Source organism: Affinundibacterium flavidum (assembly GCF_014284175.1).
GTDB lineage: Bacteria > Pseudomonadota > Gammaproteobacteria > Burkholderiales > Burkholderiaceae_D > Undibacterium > Undibacterium flavidum.
In genome coordinates, this window is record NZ_JACOGA010000022.1 from 47,934 (window position 1) to 68,025 (window position 20,092).

Genomic DNA, 20,092 nt, shown 5'->3' on the forward strand with positions numbered 1-20,092 from the left:
TCTAACATTTCAGATGTCTTCAATTCATCAATGATGTCACTGTAAATGCAAGTTGTGAGCAAGGACATCAAAGAGCGACACATTGCTAAACAATGGGGATAAAAGGCAGATTTCAGGGATGAATGAAACCAAAGAGTGGCAGACGATCAGTGATTTGGAATATCGAACGTTATATCTGCCGACAGCGCCGATCGAGTGCTGTGACGTGCAATCCATTCGTCTAGGATGGACTCAGCAGACGCGGGCAAATGCAATCCAAGTTTTGAACGGCGCCATAAAATATCGTGCGCCGAAGCCGCAAATTCCACATCTAATAGATAGCGCACTTCGACCGCATACAGGCCATTCAGAATCTGTTCCCCCATGTCCGCTTCCTTCGTGCAATCTGCCAAGAGTTTATGTAGTCGACTTCCATACGCATGAGCCATACGACGCACGGTGGCAGACGACAACCAATCATATTGTTGCTGACATCTTTGCACGAACTGAGGTAGATGCTCGACATTTTGGTTATCGACATGCGCTGAAAAAACATCGCCTCCGGGTAAGCAAACCGTCTTAGTCCAAGAGCTCGTATCCTTGTTGAAATAGGGTGCTATTTTTTGCATAGCATCTTCCGCCAGTCGTCGGTACGTGGTGATCTTGCCACCGAACACGTGCAGAATTGGCGCCCCCTCTTGCACCCAATCCAGACGATAGTCTCGCGTGATTGATTTTGCATCCGCATGCCCGTCATCGACGAGTGGACGTACTCCTGAATAACTATGCAATACATCTGCAGCTGAAATCTGTTGCAAAAAATACTGATTGCTCAGGCCACACAAATAAGCGATTTCTTGTTCCGAAATTTGTAGACTGTCCAGATTCCCTTGGTACTCAAAGTCCGTTGTGCCTATCAAGGTGAACTCAGATTCATAAGGAATCGCAAATACAATGCGACCATCTGCGTGTTGAAAGATATAAGCGTGGTCATGGTCAAACAGCTTACGCACCACAATATGACTGCCCTTAATTAATCGTAGCTTTTTCGCCGGCATAGCCGGATCTGACTGATGTTGTATCTGTGCCGCCCAGGCCCCAGTCGCATTCACCACGCAAGCGGCATCAACATTTATTTGCTGTGTGCCTTGGGCTGTCTTACGCCTTAGTTGTAGCTTCCAACGACCATTATCTTGAGTCAAATGTGTACATTCAGTTCGAGTCAAAATCTTGGCCCCGCGCTCTTGTGCGTCCAAGGCATTTAACACAACCAAGCGAGCATCATCAACCCAGGCATCCGAATACAAGAATCCTTTTTTCAGATTTGGCTGTAGGCAAGCACCACTTACATGTTGGTTAAACGAGATGCTCTGCGTCCCAGGCAGTAGTTGTCGCTCGGCGAGATGGTCGTATATAAATAAGCCAGCGCGCAACAGCCATCCCGGGCGCAAGCCAGGCGTGCGCGGCATCACAAAGCGCAAAGGTGAAATCAAATGTGGTGCAATACGCAGTAAATCCTCGCGCTCAATCAAAGCTTTTCGCACCAAAGAGAATTCGTAATATTCCAGATAACGCAAACCTCCATGTATTAACTTGGACGATGCGGAAGAAGTATGTGCGGCCAAGTCATCTTTTTCACACAAAATAACCGATAGCCCTCTCCCTGCCGCGTCACGGGCAATACCTGCGCCATTAATTCCACCTCCAACAATCAACAAATCGCATTGATATTGATGCGTACCCACTTGCATAGTTTGTCCACTCTTTTGTTTGATATAAGTCAAAATTGATGACGACCAGGATTTCTAACAATCCGTTTCGTGGGAGGATATCCGAAAGACTGTAAGACATTTAGCAAAGATTGTATGCAGAAAGTTATTTAAATTTGTTGTCGTACAACGAGTACGAATTTTGTGAGTTTTTTTGCAGTTACGGGAAAATACTGATTGTCATTCTTAACCAAAATTGATAGTTTATTAGTTGATTAAATCAATATATGAGGAATTGCAGCACGACTACAGAGTAGCATTACAACAACCACAAGAGGAGACACTATATGGGTAACCCGAATGTTGCATCGCAAAGCATGACGAAAGAAGAGCGAAAAGTCATTTTCGCCTCTTCACTAGGAACAGTTTTTGAATGGTATGACTTTTATCTATACGGCACGCTCGCAGCCATCATTGGTAAGAAATTCTTTACCGCACTTGATCCAAACTCTCAAATGATTTTCTCTCTGCTAGCGTTTGCGGCAGGATTTATTGTTCGTCCATTCGGTGCCTTGGTGTTTGGTCGTTTAGGTGACATGATTGGTCGGAAATATACTTTCTTGGTGACGATCGTGATTATGGGTGGCTCTACTTTTATTGTAGGTTGCTTACCCGGATTTGAGGTGATCGGCATTGCCGCACCAATCCTCTTAATCGCCTTACGTATGCTGCAAGGCTTGGCCTTGGGCGGCGAATACGGTGGTGCAGCAACCTATGTTGCTGAACATTCTCCAGCTAACAAGCGTGGCTTCTTCACGTCATGGATTCAAACGACGGCGACGCTGGGATTGTTCTTATCCTTGCTAGTTATTCTTGGCGCACGTACAGCAGTTGGTGAAGAAGAATTTGCCAATTGGGGGTGGCGTATTCCGTTCTGGGTATCAGCATTGTTATTGATCATCTCAGTATGGATTCGTATGTCCATGAACGAATCACCTGCATTTGCAAAAATGAAGTCAGAGGGCAAAGTATCAAAGGCACCTTTAACCGAATCTTTCGGTAAATGGAGTAATTTGAAGATCGTTATTTTAGCTTTGGTCGGATTAACTGCTGGTCAAGCAGTAGTTTGGTACACTGGTCAATTCTATGCGTTGTTCTTCTTAACGAACACACTCAAGGTTGACAATGCTACGGCTAACTTGATGATTGCTGCATCGCTGATCATCGGTACGCCATTCTTCGTGATTTTCGGCGCATTATCGGACAAGATCGGTCGTAAGCCGATTATTATGGCTGGCTGCCTGATTGCAGCGTTGACTTACTTCCCATTGTTTAAAGCGTTGACGGAAGCAGCAAATCCAGCACTCGCCGCAGCGCAAGCAGCAAATAAAATTGTAGTTACGGCAGATCCTGCGGAATGCTCTTTCCAATTTAATCCAACGGGTACGAAGAAATTCACCAGCTCTTGCGACATTGCAAAACAAGTGTTGGCCGCGAACTCTGCCAGCTATGAGACGGTAGAAGGAAAAGGTCCTGCAACGATTGCGATTGGCACGACGGTAATTGAATCTTACACGTCGAATGGTATGGCACCAGCCGACGCAAAAACCAAAGATACTGCATTCAAAAAATCTGTAGTTGATGCCTTGCGTGCGGCCGGCTATCCAGCAAAAGCAGATCCCGCTGGCCTCAATAAGCCGATGATTATTTTGATTCTGTCGATTTTGGTGGTGTACGTAACGATGGTATATGGCCCGATTGCTGCAATGTTGGTAGAGATGTTCCCAACCCGCATTCGCTACACCTCTATGTCCCTGCCTTATCACATCGGTAACGGCTGGTTCGGCGGTTTACTACCAGCAACTGGCGTCGCGATCGTCGCGCAGACAGGCAATATGTACAACGGTCTGTGGTACCCAATTATCGTTGCTACAGCGACCTTCGTCATCGGCATGCTATTTATCAAAGAAACGAAAGATATTGATATCTATGCTAATGATTAGTCCTTAAACAGCAGTTCAAAAAGAAACGCCCGATCAAACATTGATCGGGCGTTTTTTATTCTGCAATTTTATATTTGACTACAGACATAAGAAATAAGTGCGATTGCGACTATATCACTTAGGTAGCAGACATAAATTCCATATATAGCTTGCGTGCTAAAGTCGTCAATTCACCAATTGGCATTTGATGATCTTCATAACGCGTACATGGCATCACTTTGCCAAAATTACCCGTATTGAAAATTTCTCGTGCGTGTAACAGTTCAACAGGTTTAACGCTGCGCTGCACTACTTGTACACCTTGCTTATCGAGTAAATCAATCACTCTGGCGCGTGTAATACCAGACAAAAAAGTTCCATTCGGAACAGGCGTAACGAGCTTGCCATCAGCATCGACAAAAAACAAATTCGCTGTGGCAAATTCCGCGACATGCCCTTCTGCGTCACAAACCACTGCGTTGTCAAAACCTCGGTCTTTCGCATCACGTAAGGCACGGGTAGTATTTGGATATAAGCAAGATGCCTTCGCATCAGTTGGTGCCATAGACGGACTCGGACGCTGTTGCTGTACCAAGCAAGCGGAAAAACCTGCAAAAGCTGGCAAAGGAGCATCGAATAAAGTCAGTGCGAATCCCGACTGACTAGGAATTAACAAACCTTCCGTACCAAAAATTAAAGGCCGGATGTAGATCTCTGCGTCTGCAGGAAACTTCTGCACACCAACGCGACAAAGCTCTTCCAACTCATCCAGATTATAGGGGCAGCTTAATCCCAAATATTCCGCTGAACGAATCGCTCTGGCCAGATGCAAACGTAAATCGGGCAAATGTCCATGAATCGCCCGCGCACCGTCAAAGACTGATGAGCCTAGCCAAACACTGTGATCCATCGCGCCCATGACAGGTACATTGCCTTCTACCCATGCACCATTTGTAAATGTTAAGTACATACTCATCACCTAGTTTTTTTCACTTGATCAGAATCATTAACTTATTGAGTTTGACTCAAACCAGAGCTGCTTTAGATAAAATAAAACCCGCCAATATCAGGCGGGTTGGAAATATTGATATAGCTAGGCTTTATTCAAGCTTCCACACGAAATCGACTTTTGCCCATAATTGATCAGGCTTACCGTCTTTTGTTCCTGGTTTAAATTTGCACAAACTCAATGCGGACAACGCCGCTTTATCCAAACTCTTAGATCCGCTGGATTTTTCTATTTTTGACTCGACAACTTTACCATCAGTCCCGACCAAAAAACCCATAGTCACAGTACCAGTTTCCTCATTCATCAACGCTGCTTTAGGGTACTTAGGTGACTCACATGACTTACTATCCATTACGGGGGCAACATCAGCGGCATATGCAACGCTTGAAGCTGCAATCAGGAAACCCGTAAGTATCAGGGATAATTTCGCATTCATAGACAAACTCATTCAAATTAATTAGTTAAAAGTCAAAATCCGTATTGTTTAGAAATTTTATAGACTAAAATTTCCAAACATAATCTATTTTGACCCACATTTGTTCTGCCTTGCCATCTTTTGTTCCAGGCTTAAATTTGCACGCTGCAAAAGCACTCAATGCAGCCTTATCTAAACTCTTAGAGCCACTTGAGGCATCGACTTTTGATTCCATCACCTTGCCGTCAACTCCAATCAATAAAGACATCGACACTGTACCCGTTTCTTCATTAATCAAGGAAGCCTTGGGATACTTCGGCAAATCACATGACTTAGTATCCATAACGGGCTGAACCACCGCCGCGTTGGCAAAGTTACTCACAAAAACAGCAAAAATAATACTTAGCATCGAAAAATAGAATCGCATATTTGGCCTCTGATCAATTCAGCATGACTACTACCTAAGAAGTAAAACAAGCTAATAAGTACAACAAGCGAAACAGCCCAACCAACTCCATCAATCAACTTCCAGCTTAAAACTCTTCCCAATCATTATCATCACTTTTCGCAGGAGCCGCTCTCTTTGGTGCTGGCTTTGCTGCAGGCAGAGATTTGACCGCCGCTCTTGGCTTCGCAACTGCTGCTGGCGCTGGCTCTACCCGACGTGCTGGCGGCGTTGCTGGACGATTCGCAAAAGCATTTTCCCCTGGACTCAATTTAAAAATACTGACCACCTTAGCCAATTCACCAGCCTGATCTTGCAAGCTCTGTGCAGCGGCAGCCGCTTCTTCTACCAAGGCTGCATTCTGCTGTGTCATGCCATCCATTTCAATAATGGCGAGATTGACTGCTTCGATGCCAGTACTTTGTTCTTGGCTAGCAGCACTGATCTCGGCAATGATATCGGTCACATGACGCACGCTAGAGACGACTTCATCAATCGTTGCACCAGCTTGTCCTACCAGTTTACTACCTACTTCAACTTTTTCAACTGAATCGCCGATTAAGGTCTTAATTTCTTTTGCAGCAGCTGCACTACGTTGCGCCAAACTACGGACTTCGGATGCAACCACGGCAAAACCACGGCCTTGTTCACCTGCACGAGCCGCTTCAACAGCTGCATTCAATGCCAAAATATTCGTTTGGAAAGCGATACCGTCAATCACACTAATAATATCGACGATTTTCTTCGCGGACTCATTAATCGAGCTCATGGTATCTACTACTTCGGCTACAACGACACCACCTTGACGCGCAACATCAGAAGCAGAAGCTGCCAATTTATTCGCTTCACGTGCATTGTCCGCATTTTGCTTAACTGTCGTCGTCAATTCTTTCATCGACGCGGTCGTTTTTTCTAGTGAACTTGCTTGCTGTTCAGTACGTGAGGACAAATCCAGATTACCAGTAGCAATTTCACGTGACGCAGTAGCGATCGTATCGGTACCAACCCTAACCTGTCCGACGATATTGACCAAACTGTCACGCATGGTCTTCATCTCTGCTAATAAGCTTTCTGTATCGCCATTGTTCGTGTCGATAATGCCCGACAAATCGCCGGCCGCAATCTGACTTGCGATATCAGCTGCATAGTCAGGCTCGCCACCCAATTGCTTCAACAAGCTACGAGTAATAATGACTGCAGCAATAATACCTAACAGCAAAGCCAGACCACCCAACATCAAAAGCACATTACGTGCATTGCCAAATGCTGATTTCGCTTCGTCAGCCACTACGGCATTTTGCTTATCTTCGAGCGCGACTAATTCATCTAAGACTTTGTACCACTCATCCTGCACGGGGCGAATTTTTTTGATCAAGGCAATCGTTGCGCCTTCAGGATTGTTCGCAATGCCTAAGTCGCGCGCCATATTCGGCAGGGACGCCGCGGCTTTTTCTTTTTCTTTTAACTTAGTTATCAAGGTGCGCTCAGCGGAAGATCCACTCTCACCTTTGAGCATGTCAGCCAGTTTGCTTTCTTTATCACCATAATTTTTTGACTGCTCGTCGATCTTTTTCAGATCTTTCGCCATGTCATCAATATCGGTCAATAAAGTAAGATTACGCAATGACACTTGGCGGTCATAGACGATCGCTCGCATATCTATAATTAAGCGACTTTTTACATTACTCACATTCACAATGTCTTCAAGTCGATCTTGAATCAACGCCATTCTCGAAATGCCCAGGCTAGTGACGGCAATGAGCAATATCAGGACAAGTGCGAAGCCGAGTCCGAGGCGCTTACCCACTTTCATTGTAGTTAAGTTCATGTCTATTCAACCAAGTAAGGAAGTTCAAAATTTCTCAATATTTGCATTAATTTTTAATATTAAAAATAACAAATTTGAGTCTTATATTTTTAGACAATAAGGATAAAACATCATTCTTACTGAGACGTGCGGGATTGGCGCGAGCGACAAGTCCACTGCTTGGTTAGAATATACCCCATTTTTGCCTGTTGGCAAGTCACCTGGTGGCAAAAAACCACTAGAATCGACCCTGTGAGAATAAATAATACGACAATTAAAAATTTCTCCTAGGGAATTTTACACGTAAGTACTGATTCTCTCAATAAAGATTTTTTCGTTATAAATCAAACACATCCATCAGCTTTGTGGTGTAAAAACCTGCTCACGAACCCCTACTAAAAGTTCTTGTATGACGTGCGGATCATAGGTGCGTAAAATCTTCTTAATACTTGTCTCCAATTCCGCGATATTTGTACCGAGAATCTCTTGTTTGATTTCCGGAAGCAAAGCCGCTGGCATCGAAAGTTCACGAAAACCCATGCCGATTAACAGACGGGTTAACTTGATATCACCAGCCATACCGCCACAAATTGCCACAGGGATTTCTGCTTTTTCTGCTGCACTAACAGTCATGTGCAACAGCTGAAGAATAGCTGGATGCGTATCATTGTAAAGATGCGCAACCTCGTGATCAGCGCGATCGATCGCCAGCGTATATTGGATTAAATCATTCGTGCCTATTGATAAAAAATCGAGTTTCTTAACAAACATCGGCAAGCTCAATGCAGCGGCAGGTATTTCTATCATTGCACCGACTTGCACCGCTTCATCGAATGCAACTCCTTCAGCACGTAGCGCATCTTTTGCTTGTTCTATCATCGCTAAGGACTGATCGATTTCGAACGCATGCGCGATCATCGGAATCAATATATGTACGGTGCCGAACGCTGATGCGCGCAAGATCGCTCGCAGCTGTGTCAAAAATATCTGAGGCTCTTTCAAGCAATAACGGATAGCCCGCAAACCCAATGCCGGATTCAAAATATTATGCTCGCTATGATCCATGGGCTTGTCCGCCCCCACATCCAGAGTACGAATCGTAACGGGCTTGCCTTTCATGCTTTGCACTGCGCGTTGATAGGCGAGGAATTGTTCTTCTTCACTTGGCAATTGATGTTCGGCACCAGTCCGTCCCATGAACAAAAATTCAGAACGGAATAAACCAACACCGCTGGCGCCAGCTTCCAAGGCGGCATGCGCATCCTCAGGAAGTTCAATGTTCGCCAGCAAAGTGACTTCAATGCCATCTAAAGTAATAGCAGGAGTTTTCTTTAATTTGCCGAGTTTTTTTCTGGCTTTGAGTAACACCGCCTGTTGGTTACGGTACTGGGCAATCAACAAAGGAGATGGTGCAACGATCACCACGCCGGCATCACTGTCGATGATGAGCCAGTCATCTTGCATGATCAAATGCGATGCATTACCCAAACCCACGACAGCAGGAATACCAAGACTACGCGACACAATCGCCGTATGCGAATTGGTACCACCTTCGTCCGTCACGAAACCGGTGAAGGCGACATCGCGAAATTGCATCATGTCAGCAGGCGAAATATCTTTAGCAACGACTATCATATTCGCGTTGCGTTCATCCACGCCTAAGGCGCGTGGAATCTGATGCGCACTACCGGTCAAAATCTTCAATACACGTTCGGCGACTTGTTGAATATCGGCTTTGCGCTCACGCAGGTATTCGTCTTCAATCTCATCAAACTGCGCCGATAATGCATCAACTTGCGTGACCAAAGCCCATTCCGCGTTGTAATGACGGGTGCGGATAATATCCAGCGGCATTTCCGACACCATAGGGTCGGACAAAATTAAAGCATGTACATCGAGAAAAGCGCCTAACTCAGTGGGCGCGTCGGTTGGCAGCTCTGCCCAAATAGATTGCAAATCTAACTGCACGCGAGCAATCGCTTGTCGCAGGCGTTCAACTTCAGCTTCCACCTGTTCTTGTGCGATCAGATAATGCTTAACGTCCATTGCTGCGGGTCGCAACAGATGAGCACGGCCTATCGTAATACCGCGTGAAACAGGAATACCTTGCAGAGTAAAGGACGCCACGTGGCCTCGCTAAGTGTTAGTAGGTAAGAGAAAAAACGCGCGACAAAATCAGAATTATTCGCCTTCGCCGAAACGGTCGTTGATCAAGGCCGCAATCGCGTCAAAACAGGCTTGCTCATCTTCACCGTTCGTTTCCAGCAAGACTTTAGTGCCTTTTCCGGCCGCCAGCATCATCACGCCCATGATAGATTTTCCGTTAACCCGACGGTTATTTCGCGTCAACCAAACTTCACATTTAAATTTACCACCTAACTGTGTCAGCTTTGCTGAAGCGCGCGCATGCAAACCGAGTTTATTAATAATTTCAATTTCTTGTTGAATCATTTTTCTTCACTTTACTTCAAGGTATTCGGTTCAAAAAAATTGCCGCAAGCAAGCTAATTTTGTGCAATACGAATGCGGTTTTCTACACGGGTTGCGCCATTCTGACCGCCAGCAAGCGCCATCTCGACCACCACATCTAATTGATCCTGACGATAGGTGATAGCTCTCAACAACATAGGCAGGCTGATGCCCGCGATCACCGCGATCTGGCTGGCATCCGCCATTTGTGGACAGCAATTGGATGGCGTACCACCAAGAATATCGGTCATGATCAGCACTCCAGACCCATCATCCAAACGAGCAACCGCCTCACTTGCCAGGCGGCGTACATCATCTACATTTTGGTCGGCAACAACGTCGATCGCTTCTAAGCGCTCTGGTTTACTGCGAAAAACATGCGAGGCAGCCTGCACAAAAGCACTTCCCAAAGGCGCATGTGTTAATAAAAGTAAACCTACCATGCTACGTTCCTAATTCAAGTCAAAACATTTCACGAATTCCACCGCTGTTATTTAGCAAGAACCCGTTTTTCTAGTGCATCGATAAACATCGCGGCCACATTCACACCAGTTTGCTGGAATATCTCCTGGAAGCAAGTTGGACTAGTCACATTCACTTCCGTCAGGTAGTTGCCTATCACATCTAATCCTACCAGCAACAAGCCGCGTTCGGATAGTATTGGCGCTAAAGTCTGTGCGATTTCGAGGTCACGTTCAGTTAGTTTTTGTGCGACGCCGATGCCACCGGCTGCCAAATTACCACGCACTTCCCCATTTTGTGGAATTCGCGCCAAGGCGTATGGCACGACGCTTCCATCTATCAATAAGATGCGTTTGTCGCCGTGTACAATTTCCGGAATATATTTTTGCACCATAATGGTACGTTGTTGATTATCCGTCAGCGTTTCAATGACGGAACCTAAATTCATTCCATCTTCACGCACCCGAAAAATCCCAGCGCCGCCCATGCCATCTAAGGGCTTCAAAATAATGTCGCGATGCTGGTCAAAAAAAGCACGAATTTTTTGCTCATTACGAGTCACCAGAGTCGGTGTCGTAAATTGCGGAAATTGCGCGATACTCAATTTCTCATTGTGATCACGAATTGCTGAGGGTTTGTTAAACACCCGCGCACCTTGGCGCTCTGCAATATCCAGCAAATACGTTGCATAGATATACTCCATATCAAATGGCGGATCTTTACGCTGCAAGACAGCATCAAACTCATGCAAATGACATTCGTGCAGTTCACCTAATTGATACCATTGATCGGCATCGCCAGTTAACTGCACTTCCTGCACGGACGCGCTAACTACACCCGCAGTCAATGCCATATCAGCTGGGCCGAATGCAAAAATTTTGTGCCCACGCTTTACCGCCTCCACCATCATGGCGTAGGTGGAATCTTTATACGTCTTAAATTGCGCTAAAGGATCGGTAAGAAAAGCAAATTTCATCATAGGTTTAGACTCAATAAATTTCTGGGTTTGGATCGGTTTTCTCAAGCTCAAGGGACGCTGCCAATAATGCCAAGCGCGCCACCACACCATACATGTAAAAACGATTCGGTGCAGCCGTACCCGGTTTGGCGCGCATGTCTGGCACTGCGTGTTGCTGCGCAAATGCGAGCGGCACAAATTCCATCCCTGGCGCATTCAGATTTTCGTCTATGCCACGATCTTGATGTACACGATAGAAACCACCTACCACGTAACGATCTATCATATACACGACTGGCTCAGCCACACTTTCGTCAATTTGCTCAAAGGTATACACACCCTCTTGCACAATATAATCGTGCACTTCACGACCATCTTTGACGACGGTCATTTTATTGCGCTGTTTTGAATTCAGATCGCGGACTTCACGCGAATCACGCACAGTCATGATGCCCATCCCACAGGTTCCGGCATCCGCTTTCACAATCACGAATGGCTTATCTTTGATGCCGTATTCTTTGTATTTCTTTTTGATCTTCGCGAGTATGGTGTCGACGGTCGCCATTAATCCATCCAAGCCTGTGCCCGCTTCAAAATCAACATCGCCACATTTTGCAAAAAATGGATTGATCAACCATGGGTCAATATCCACCATTTTTGCAAACTTCTTCACGACCTCATCGTAACTGGCGAAGTGATTGGTTTTACGTCGCATTGCCCAACCAGCGTGCAAGGGCGGTAACAACGTCTGCTCGTGAATGTTTTCTAAGATAGCCGGAATGCGTGTCGATAAATCGTTGTTCAACAGGATCGTGCAAGGATCAAAATTCTTCAGACCTAAACGACGCCCATTTGCGGATCGCTGCAAAGGTTCCAACACCAGTTCACCACCTTCGGGCAAGGTAATCGTTTTGTTCTCGGTGCAGCTTTCATCCAAATTACCTAGTCGTACATTCAAACCAGTCTGGCGATAAATCTGCATCTGACGCGCGATGTTTTGCCAATACGAGCCATTACATGGGCGATCCTCGGGAATCAATAATAGGTTACGCGCATCGGGACAATATTTTTCAATCGCTGCCATTGAAGCCTGGACTGCCAGCGGCAACATTTCCGAACCCAGATGATTAAACCCACCTGGAAATAAATTGGTATCGACCGGTGCCAATTTAAAACCGGAATTACGCATATCGACAGAACAATAAAATGGCGGGGTATGTTCCTGCCATTCAAGCCGGAACCAACGCTCAATCGACGGAGTCGCTTCCAGAATTTTCTTTTCAAAATCGAGCAGTGGACCGTTTAAAGCGGTGGCGAGATGAGGAACCATAATAACCTTTACAAACTCAGAAGCATGTTGCGGCAACCATGTAGCAAACAATGTAGCAACCAGGGTCGCGCAGTCATGCACAAACTATCAGTGAATCAATCTTTACAACTTGGGGCAGAATCATGATTCACAAGATCACAATCCCCTGAGTACTATAAGTGATTTTTTCACTTGTTTTTATACTCGTTTTTATGCTCGTTTTTATACTTGCGCTGATTTGGCTAACAAATCGAAATGTTCGACAACAGGCGGTACCGCAAAAAATGGACCGACTATGCTGCGCCATGCGGCAAATGCTTCCGATCCGCGGAAGTCAATGGTATGGTTTTCTAAAGTCTCCCAAAATATCATCAAGATATAACGCTCAGGTGACTCTATTCCCTTATTGACTTTAAATCCACGAAAGCCCTTCGCATGGGCGATGACCTCATTTAAGCCTCGTTGAATCGCCACATCAAATTCAGCTTGTTGTCCAGGATGGATGCAAATTTCTGCCAGTTCTAAAATCATATTAAACCCTTCTGTAATGTATATCTAATCAATGTTTCAGCAATCTCATGCCTTGCCCTTACACCATGCCACGTTCACTCAATTCTTTCTTGATGTAAGAATAGAAAACGGGGGCGGCAACGATGCCTGGTAAGCCGAATAAAGTTTCCATCACCAAAATCGCCGTCAATAATTCCCAAGCTTTGGCATTGACTTGTGAGCCAATAATTTTCGCATTTAAAAAATATTCTAGCTTATGAATAATCACCATGAACGCTAAAGAGATTGCCGCCATATGTAATGAATATGACAGGCTGACAATCACGATGACCGTGTTCGATATGATATTACCAATCACTGGTATCAAACCTGCGACGAAAGTAATCGCGATCATACTTTTCACCAAAGGCAAATGAACCCCGGCAAGCGGCAAAATCACCGCCAGAAAAATCCCTGTAAATGCAGTATTAATCAAGGAAATGCGCACTTGCGCAAATACCACCCGATGAAACATGTCAGCCAAGTTAGCAATCCTTTGTTGCAGAGCTGCCGCAAATGGGCGGTAATGATGGACACTGCTCACGTCTTGTAAGGCAACCATACTGCCGATCACCATCCCTAACAACAAATGCACGATCAAATGACCAGCTTCTTGTCCTAGGACTTTGGCTTCACCCGCGTGTTCGCGCAAGGTCTCGGTCAAAATGCGTTTTAATGCATCCACGTCTTCTGGTAAATAAGTGGTCAGCCAAACTGGCAATTGCTGTCTCGAAGTTTCCAGCAAATCTGCCAACTTTTGCATCAAGCTTTGCAAATTCCCCGCGTCACTCCGTAAAAATATCACGACTCCCCAAATCCCCAGGCTGATCGTTAAGATCATCAGGAAAGAGAGAAAAGCGACTGCGATTAATCGCGCTTGTTGATTGCTAAATTTGCGCTGTATGGTGGGCGTTAGCAAACGTACCAGCGAATACAACAATAAACCAGAGAATAACGCGACCAGTAGCCCAGCTTTTAACACCAGCAATAATCCCAAGCCGGCACAAATATAGGAAGCGATCAGAGGCATTGAAGGTTTAGTCGTAACGTGCATAGATTTCCTCAATTGTGATGGAGCAGAAAAGTAGTTGGGGGCGAAGTTGAAAAATTCAGGTTTTCTGAAAGAGAAAAACAAAGTATTAACATGCTAACGGGATTTGCCTCGAAAATCATTGTTATCACGAAAATAAGCTGTTTCTTTTTACACAGTAAAACCTGATGTCCCCATGGAAAATACGCATAGTATCGGTAAATCAGAGTCTATTGCAGAAGGTTTATAGTATGATCTTGGCACCTAATCACTATCCGTGATTAAAGTAATTCTCCTACTTCCCAACAAAAAAATCGCGCTGCAACCGGCCTATGAGTAAATCATTAAAACAATACCGTCTGTTGATTTGGATTTCACTAATTCTCATTCTCGGTTTTATCGCCGTTTTGGCAACGAGCTACGTAGTTTCAAAAGATGCTTTGCGTCGTGGATTATCAGAAAACATGTTGCCAATAACCGGCGACAATGTTTATTCAGAAATCCAAAAAGATGTGTTGCGACCAGTTTTTGTATCAGCGCAAATGGCCAATGATACCTTCGTGCGCGATTGGATTTTGGAAGGCGAACAAGATACATCCCAGATTTCTAAATACTTGAAAGAAGTCAAAGCGCGAAACAATGCGATTTCCAGTTTCTTAGTCAGCGACCAAAGCAAGAATTACTATTATCCTGATGGCCTGCTTAAAACCATCAAAGAAACCGAAGTACGCGATCAATGGTTTTTCCGCGTAAAGAATCTGAAAACTGCATACGAAACCAATGTCGATATTGACATGGCAAATCGCGACAGCATGACCATCTTCACGAACTACCGCGTACTTGATTACAACGGTAAATTTTTGGGCGCCGTCGGCATCGGACTCACGCTCGACACGATGAAAAATCTGATCGATAGTTATCAATCCCGTTTCCAAAGAAAAATCTATTTCGTCGATAAAAAAGGCAATCTTGTTTTATCTGGAAATTCTTTCAAACAAAAGAAAATCAATATTTCGACCAGCCCCGGTTTAGATCAAATTGCGAAGCAAATTCTAGCGAATACGAAGAATGACTCTTTGCATTTGGAATACTACATTGAGGATGAATCGATCTACGTCAATTCGCGCTTCATTCCAGAACTGGGCTGGCATCTCTTAGTTGAACAAAATCTTGAATCAGAACTAAAGCCGCTACAAAAACTTTTGCTGGTGAATGCGGCAATAGGCTTGGCGATCACGCTGACCGTCATTCTCATCGTGCTACTGTCGGTACGTCGTTACCAAAAACGGATAGAAAAATCGGCAGCAACCGATTCCTTGACTAAACTCTTAAATCGACAAGCTTTCGATTTCGTATTCCAACAAGCGATTCTAGACAGCGAACGCTCACGCCAACCCTTATGCGTCGCGCTAATGGATATTGATCATTTCAAGAAAGTGAATGACAAATATGGCCACTTAATTGGCGATCACGTACTCAAAGAAATCGCAGCCATAGCGCGTCGTTCTTTGCGTGAAAGTGATGTTATTTGTCGCTGGGGTGGTGAAGAATTTTTACTCTTACTCAAGAACTGCTCGTTGGAAAAAGCGACGTCCATTTCCGAAAACTTACGCAGTACAATTGCAGCCAACGATTTCTCACGCACCACAGATCTTGCGAAAGGACGCCTGTCCTTAACTGTCAGTATGGGTGTGGCCGAATGCAAGGTACACGAGACGGAAGATAGTGTGTTTGAACGGGCCGACGTTGCGCTGTATCAAGCCAAAGAGAGTGGCCGTAACAGTGTGTACTTCTCAGAATGAAGTCTCAGAATAATTTCTCGAAACAGGTCGCGAAGAAATTACTATAGGCCGCTATCCATCGCTATCGTTTAGCAAGGTCGATAGTGGGCAATATAAAGGCTTGATACAAAGCGCCGCGGTCTGCATTCCACGCCGACACCGTGGCGCTTTGTGTCGATACCGTTTGCATATCGCCGCGTTTGATAGGCCCAGTCAGCGCTTGTTGAGTACCCAAGGCGAATACATTCTCCAAAGTCTTGCCAGCCAAAGATGCCGCCATCTGACGTGCGATATCAGGCTCAACCCCTGCAGCACAATAAGTGGCAATCGCGGTGTCTATCAAAGTCACCAGATAATTGCTCGCAAATACTGATGCGGCGTGGTAGAGGAGTTTTTGTTGAGGGTCAATTCCTACGATACGAGCACCGATCACTTCAAACGCTGGTAGTAACACGGCAAGCGCTTGAGGATCTCCTTCTACGCTGCATATCGTGCCGGAGAAATCACGACAAACTGCAGACGGGTCTGCAAAGCTACGAACTGGATGAATGCTGGCAAGTTGAATTTCTAAAGCATGCAGTGCTGGACATAAGCGCGCCAAATCCTGAGAAGACTTGGAACCACTGCAATGAAACAAGATACTGCCTCGAACCAGAGCGCGCGCCTTAATCAACTGTTCAGTTACGACAAGAAAATCATCATCCGGAACACTGAGTAAAGTAATATCGGCGGGCAAACTCAAAGCTAGCTCACTTAAACTTGTGCCAGCACCGATAAACGCTAAGGCTTCTTGATTTGCTTGCGGAGTCAGGTTGAACACCTGAGCAATCTGAAATTGCTGGTGATCAGACAACAAACGCCCTAGAGTCTGACCAACCCGTCCAGCGCCAATGATATTTAAACTAAGCATGCAGGTTTATGATTGAAGTGTGTGGCACTTACCGCCGTTTGACGCTACTTTGTGTAGCATAGAGCATATTACTACGGTAATGCGGTTCAGATAAACTAAGCCGTCATTGTCATCATTCACGCGAAGGCGAATGCAGTTGAGCAAAACCTGTCAATACTGCATTCCTGATTGCCCAAGGATGCAGCCTCGATGTTGGGAGCTTAACTGAGCGGGATTACTTTGCTACAGCGCGATATTAGAGCGATTCTTTGATAATACGTCCGCTAGATTTTTGTAATGGACGTGCGTTGTTTGGATATAGTCGTGCAAAAATCGCTGCTTGCTCAGCGGAGATACTGACAGGTTCTTTCAGCACTAGCCACAATACACCTTCACTACATGGTGGCGTGGTCAATGATCCCATATACGTGAAATAGCCATGCTGTTTAGGTAATAGCTGACTGAGGTCGATATTTTTGAGCGCTTTCACTGCCTCACTCTTTTCCAGTGGAAGGTTATTCCATACCGACTGTACAACTGCATGAGGATCGCCCAGTTCTAACAATATGGCGACTACCGCAAGTTTTCCTTCTCGATCTTTATGCACCAGATGCGCGACCATCTCAAAGCCTTTACCATTTATCCGTTCTTCTGAAGGGCGATGAAAATGAAATTGCAGTAATTCGAAATTTTTCCCGGAAACATTAAGGTAGTTACCACCATTCAGATTCACTTGTATCGTATGGCCGTTATCGATCACTTGAAATTGGGTAGGCTTGTAATCGAAGTTAATCGTATCGAGTTCTACCCGTATGCCATCCCGAATATCGATAGGTGATTGACGATCACCAATATCACATTTGGTGTTGGCAGGATTGAGCTTACCCCAAGCAAGTGGACCTTCATCGCCTTCATAACCCCAATGCTTATCCGATACGGATCCATGCTTTTTCGCTTTTTCATCGAGATTGGCGGACTTTTTAACCGGAGCCGAATACGGGCGAACATAGGGACGAACGGCTGGCTTGCTAGTTTCATCTTTCTCTTTGCGCAGCACGGCCAGACGTTCGGCAATTTTTACTGCCAACTCATCCGCAGCCTGAGCCTCTTTCTTTCTGCTAGTTTCAGCACTGCGGGATTCACGAGTGGCGGGCGCTTCTTTTGCAGGCTTTGCCTCTTCTTTTTGTGGACTCGACGCCTCTTCTTTTGCTGAGGCCGGTTTGATGGGCTTAGTGACTGGATCGTTGGCGAGGGCTTGCGATGCAATGAGCAAGGCAGCGAGGAGCAAGCTAGGTGTTCGCATGATAGATTTTCCCGTTAGTGTTATGTGCATTACGGCAATTTCCGCGAAAAACTTGAACTACATAAATATTTTTGATCTCGTTTTAATTGCTTTCAGCATGCAATTTGCGTTCATCAATTTTTTTCCAAATCTGTAATTTTGTATCTCGATCAGCCTTACTCCAGACGGTAATTTCTGCAATTGTGCGTAAACATCCTGAACACAGGCCAGTTTCATTGTCTATTTTACACAACTTAACACAAGGGGAAATTACCTCGGCTACTTCAGTAACATTCAACATCATCGTTCTTTTCTATTCAAATTTTAATCAATGACTCGCTAACCACTCGCTTACCCCACGTCCAGCAGCCGCACCTGTGGCAAAACAAGCGCTCAAAAGATAACCGCCGGTAGGTGCTTCCCAATCCAACATTTCTCCTGCACAAAACCACCCGGGATGCGCTTTCAGCATCAAATCTTTGTCCAATTCCGAAAAATCGACACCACCTGCGCTGCTAATTGCTTCGTCAATCGGACAGGTTTTGTCTAAACGAATTGGCAAAGCCTTAATCTTAGCAGCTAAGACCGCATTATCCTTTAGCTCGGCTTCGGTCAGCAATTCATACAATAATGCACAATGAACTGGATGCAAGCCCAACTTACTGCGCAGGTGGCTTGATAAGGAACGGGAACCACGGGGAGAATCCAATTCATCAAGGACTCGTGCATTTGACTTACCAGGCAGGAGATCAAGCACTAACTCCGCATAGGTATTCGCTCGAATTTGGTTTCGTAATTCGGCGGATAGCGCGTAAATCAAACTACCTTCAACACCTCGCTCAGTGATCACAAATTGACCTTGGCGCGATAAGTTTCCCCCCGTCAAAGACTTCACCGTCGCGAGTACATTCGTTAGTGGTGTGCCAGCAAATCTTTCACTAAAGTGAGCACTCCATTCGCGCATAAATCCACAATTACTCGCCTGAAAAGGGCTGATAGCAATCCCATTTTGTTCTAGGATAGCAGCCCACATTCCATCCGAACCCAGCCTCTTCCAACTTGCACCACCCATCGCAAATACAACTGCATCAGGCTGGATATTGATGGCACCATCAGGTGTAGTGAATATGAGCGTGCTTTTTTCATATGCAATCCACTTATGCCGCATGTGAAATTGTACGCCCTGCTCTCTTAGGTGATGTAGCCACGCACGCAATAGAGGTGCTGCCTTCATATCGACTGGAAAAATGCGTCCAGAACTACCTATGAAAGTTTCGATTCCTAATTTTTTAGCCCAAGATCGAATCTCTTCTGCATCAAATCGTTGAAGATAATCTTGTAAATCTTGTGATCGTTCTCGATAACGTCGTATAAATTTCTCAAATTCTTCAGCATGCGTCAAATTCATCCCGCTCTTGCCAGCCAGGAGGAATTTTCTTCCTGCCGATGGCATTGCATCATACACATGCACTTGGTATCCAGCGTTCGCGATCTGTTCAGCCGCCATCAAACCCGCTGGGCCAGCGCCAATTACAGCAACAATTTGATGAGAACGACTATTCATAGTTGAAACAAATTTCTGAAATGGATGTTTCGGGGCATGAAGTGATTTTGACAAACATGCGATTTTGACAGATAGAACCTCAAATGACCTAATTTAGCATGGCAATAGATCCCGCGTAAGCACTCACACACAGACGAATGCTTTTAGCAGATTGATATGGTTCACTACTCTGAGGTACGAGCACCAGTTTGAGCGATAAATATCGTGCCCGCAAGCCAATAAAGTCAGGTGGGAAATTATGCTATTTTTAACCGAGTACGCAATTTGTGTGGATAAAAATCGAACTCCCAAAAGCAGAAGAACAAAAGCAAAAGCCCCTGATTCGTTGGAATCAGGGGCTTTGCGGAATAAGAGCCTGACGATGACCTACTTTCACACTGGTTGCAGCACTATCATCGGCGCAAAGTCGTTTCACGGTCCTGTTCGGGATGGGAAGGTGTGGTACCAACTTGC

General features: G+C 45.3%; 18 protein-coding genes and 1 rRNA gene. 2 read left to right on the forward strand and 17 right to left on the reverse strand.

From position 1 onward, the window contains the following. Positions 1-146: 146 nt before the first annotated feature. Positions 147-1,730: a glycerol-3-phosphate dehydrogenase gene (glpD, locus tag H8K55_RS19215; RefSeq protein WP_186943689.1), complete on the reverse strand. Its 1,584-nt coding sequence runs from the start codon at positions 1,728-1,730 to the stop codon at positions 147-149. A 305-nt stretch (positions 1,731-2,035) separates the two neighbouring features. Here glpD and H8K55_RS19220 point away from each other — a divergent pair, with 305 nt between their 5' ends. After that, positions 2,036-3,691 (forward strand): MFS transporter, encoded by a 1,656-nt coding sequence (locus H8K55_RS19220; protein ID WP_230408722.1) that lies wholly within the window; start codon positions 2,036-2,038, stop codon positions 3,689-3,691. Positions 3,692-3,809: 118 nt separating this feature from the next. Here the strand turns inward: H8K55_RS19220 and H8K55_RS19225 are convergent, their stop codons facing one another. From H8K55_RS19225 to H8K55_RS19275, 11 genes are all read right to left on the reverse strand, one after another. Beyond that, positions 3,810-4,640: a branched-chain amino acid aminotransferase gene (locus tag H8K55_RS19225; RefSeq protein ID WP_186943690.1), complete on the reverse strand. Its 831-nt coding sequence runs from the start codon at positions 4,638-4,640 to the stop codon at positions 3,810-3,812. Between the two features lie 130 nt (positions 4,641-4,770). After that, positions 4,771-5,115: an energy transducer TonB gene (locus H8K55_RS19230; protein ID WP_186943691.1), complete on the reverse strand. Its 345-nt coding sequence runs from the start codon at positions 5,113-5,115 to the stop codon at positions 4,771-4,773. A gap of 64 nt (positions 5,116-5,179) precedes the next feature. Further along, positions 5,180-5,503, reverse strand: coding sequence for an energy transducer TonB (locus tag H8K55_RS19235; RefSeq protein ID WP_186943707.1), 324 nt, complete (start codon positions 5,501-5,503; stop codon positions 5,180-5,182). A gap of 124 nt (positions 5,504-5,627) precedes the next feature. Further along, positions 5,628-7,367: a methyl-accepting chemotaxis protein gene (locus H8K55_RS19240; protein WP_230408723.1), complete on the reverse strand. Its 1,740-nt coding sequence runs from the start codon at positions 7,365-7,367 to the stop codon at positions 5,628-5,630. Positions 7,368-7,703: 336 nt separating this feature from the next. Next, on the reverse strand, positions 7,704-9,473 hold the full coding sequence (gene ptsP, locus H8K55_RS19245) for a phosphoenolpyruvate--protein phosphotransferase (RefSeq protein WP_186943692.1): 1,770 nt from the start codon (positions 9,471-9,473) through the stop codon (positions 7,704-7,706). A gap of 54 nt (positions 9,474-9,527) precedes the next feature. Beyond that, on the reverse strand, positions 9,528-9,797 hold the full coding sequence (locus tag H8K55_RS19250; protein ID WP_186922380.1) for an HPr family phosphocarrier protein: 270 nt from the start codon (positions 9,795-9,797) through the stop codon (positions 9,528-9,530). A 53-nt stretch (positions 9,798-9,850) separates the two neighbouring features. Continuing rightward, on the reverse strand, positions 9,851-10,258 hold the full coding sequence (locus H8K55_RS19255; RefSeq protein ID WP_186943693.1) for a PTS sugar transporter subunit IIA: 408 nt from the start codon (positions 10,256-10,258) through the stop codon (positions 9,851-9,853). Between the two features lie 47 nt (positions 10,259-10,305). Then, positions 10,306-11,253 carry a glutathione synthase gene (gshB, locus tag H8K55_RS19260; protein WP_186943709.1) on the reverse strand — a complete coding sequence of 316 codons (948 nt, stop codon included), beginning with the start codon at positions 11,251-11,253 and terminating at the stop codon, positions 10,306-10,308. Positions 11,254-11,266: 13 nt separating this feature from the next. Further along, on the reverse strand, positions 11,267-12,565 hold the full coding sequence (gene gshA, locus H8K55_RS19265) for a glutamate--cysteine ligase (RefSeq protein WP_186943694.1): 1,299 nt from the start codon (positions 12,563-12,565) through the stop codon (positions 11,267-11,269). 201 nt (positions 12,566-12,766) lie between these two features. Beyond that, positions 12,767-13,075 (reverse strand): antibiotic biosynthesis monooxygenase family protein, encoded by a 309-nt coding sequence (locus H8K55_RS19270; protein ID WP_186943695.1) that lies wholly within the window; start codon positions 13,073-13,075, stop codon positions 12,767-12,769. A gap of 58 nt (positions 13,076-13,133) precedes the next feature. Beyond that, positions 13,134-14,147 carry an AI-2E family transporter gene (locus H8K55_RS19275; protein ID WP_186943696.1) on the reverse strand — a complete coding sequence of 338 codons (1,014 nt, stop codon included), beginning with the start codon at positions 14,145-14,147 and terminating at the stop codon, positions 13,134-13,136. A gap of 308 nt (positions 14,148-14,455) precedes the next feature. Between H8K55_RS19275 and H8K55_RS19280 the strand changes: the two genes are divergently transcribed. Then, positions 14,456-15,925 carry a sensor domain-containing diguanylate cyclase gene (locus H8K55_RS19280; protein WP_186943697.1) on the forward strand — a complete coding sequence of 490 codons (1,470 nt, stop codon included), beginning with the start codon at positions 14,456-14,458 and terminating at the stop codon, positions 15,923-15,925. Between the two features lie 61 nt (positions 15,926-15,986). Here H8K55_RS19280 and H8K55_RS19285 read toward each other — a convergent pair whose 3' ends face one another. The 5 genes from H8K55_RS19285 to rrf all read right to left on the reverse strand — a co-directional run. Beyond that, complete coding sequence (locus H8K55_RS19285) at positions 15,987-16,814, reverse strand: Rossmann-like and DUF2520 domain-containing protein (RefSeq protein ID WP_186943698.1); 828 nt, start codon at positions 16,812-16,814, stop codon at positions 15,987-15,989. A gap of 235 nt (positions 16,815-17,049) precedes the next feature. Next, on the reverse strand, positions 17,050-18,096 hold the full coding sequence (locus tag H8K55_RS19290) for a carbonic anhydrase (RefSeq protein ID WP_186943699.1): 1,047 nt from the start codon (positions 18,094-18,096) through the stop codon (positions 17,050-17,052). A gap of 82 nt (positions 18,097-18,178) precedes the next feature. After that, complete coding sequence (locus H8K55_RS19295) at positions 18,179-18,379, reverse strand: DUF1289 domain-containing protein (RefSeq protein ID WP_186943700.1); 201 nt, start codon at positions 18,377-18,379, stop codon at positions 18,179-18,181. Between the two features lie 24 nt (positions 18,380-18,403). After that, positions 18,404-19,639 (reverse strand): TIGR03862 family flavoprotein, encoded by a 1,236-nt coding sequence (locus tag H8K55_RS19300; RefSeq protein WP_186943701.1) that lies wholly within the window; start codon positions 19,637-19,639, stop codon positions 18,404-18,406. A gap of 353 nt (positions 19,640-19,992) precedes the next feature. Beyond that, positions 19,993-20,092 (reverse strand): 5S ribosomal RNA (rrf, locus tag H8K55_RS19305); the annotation flags it as partial.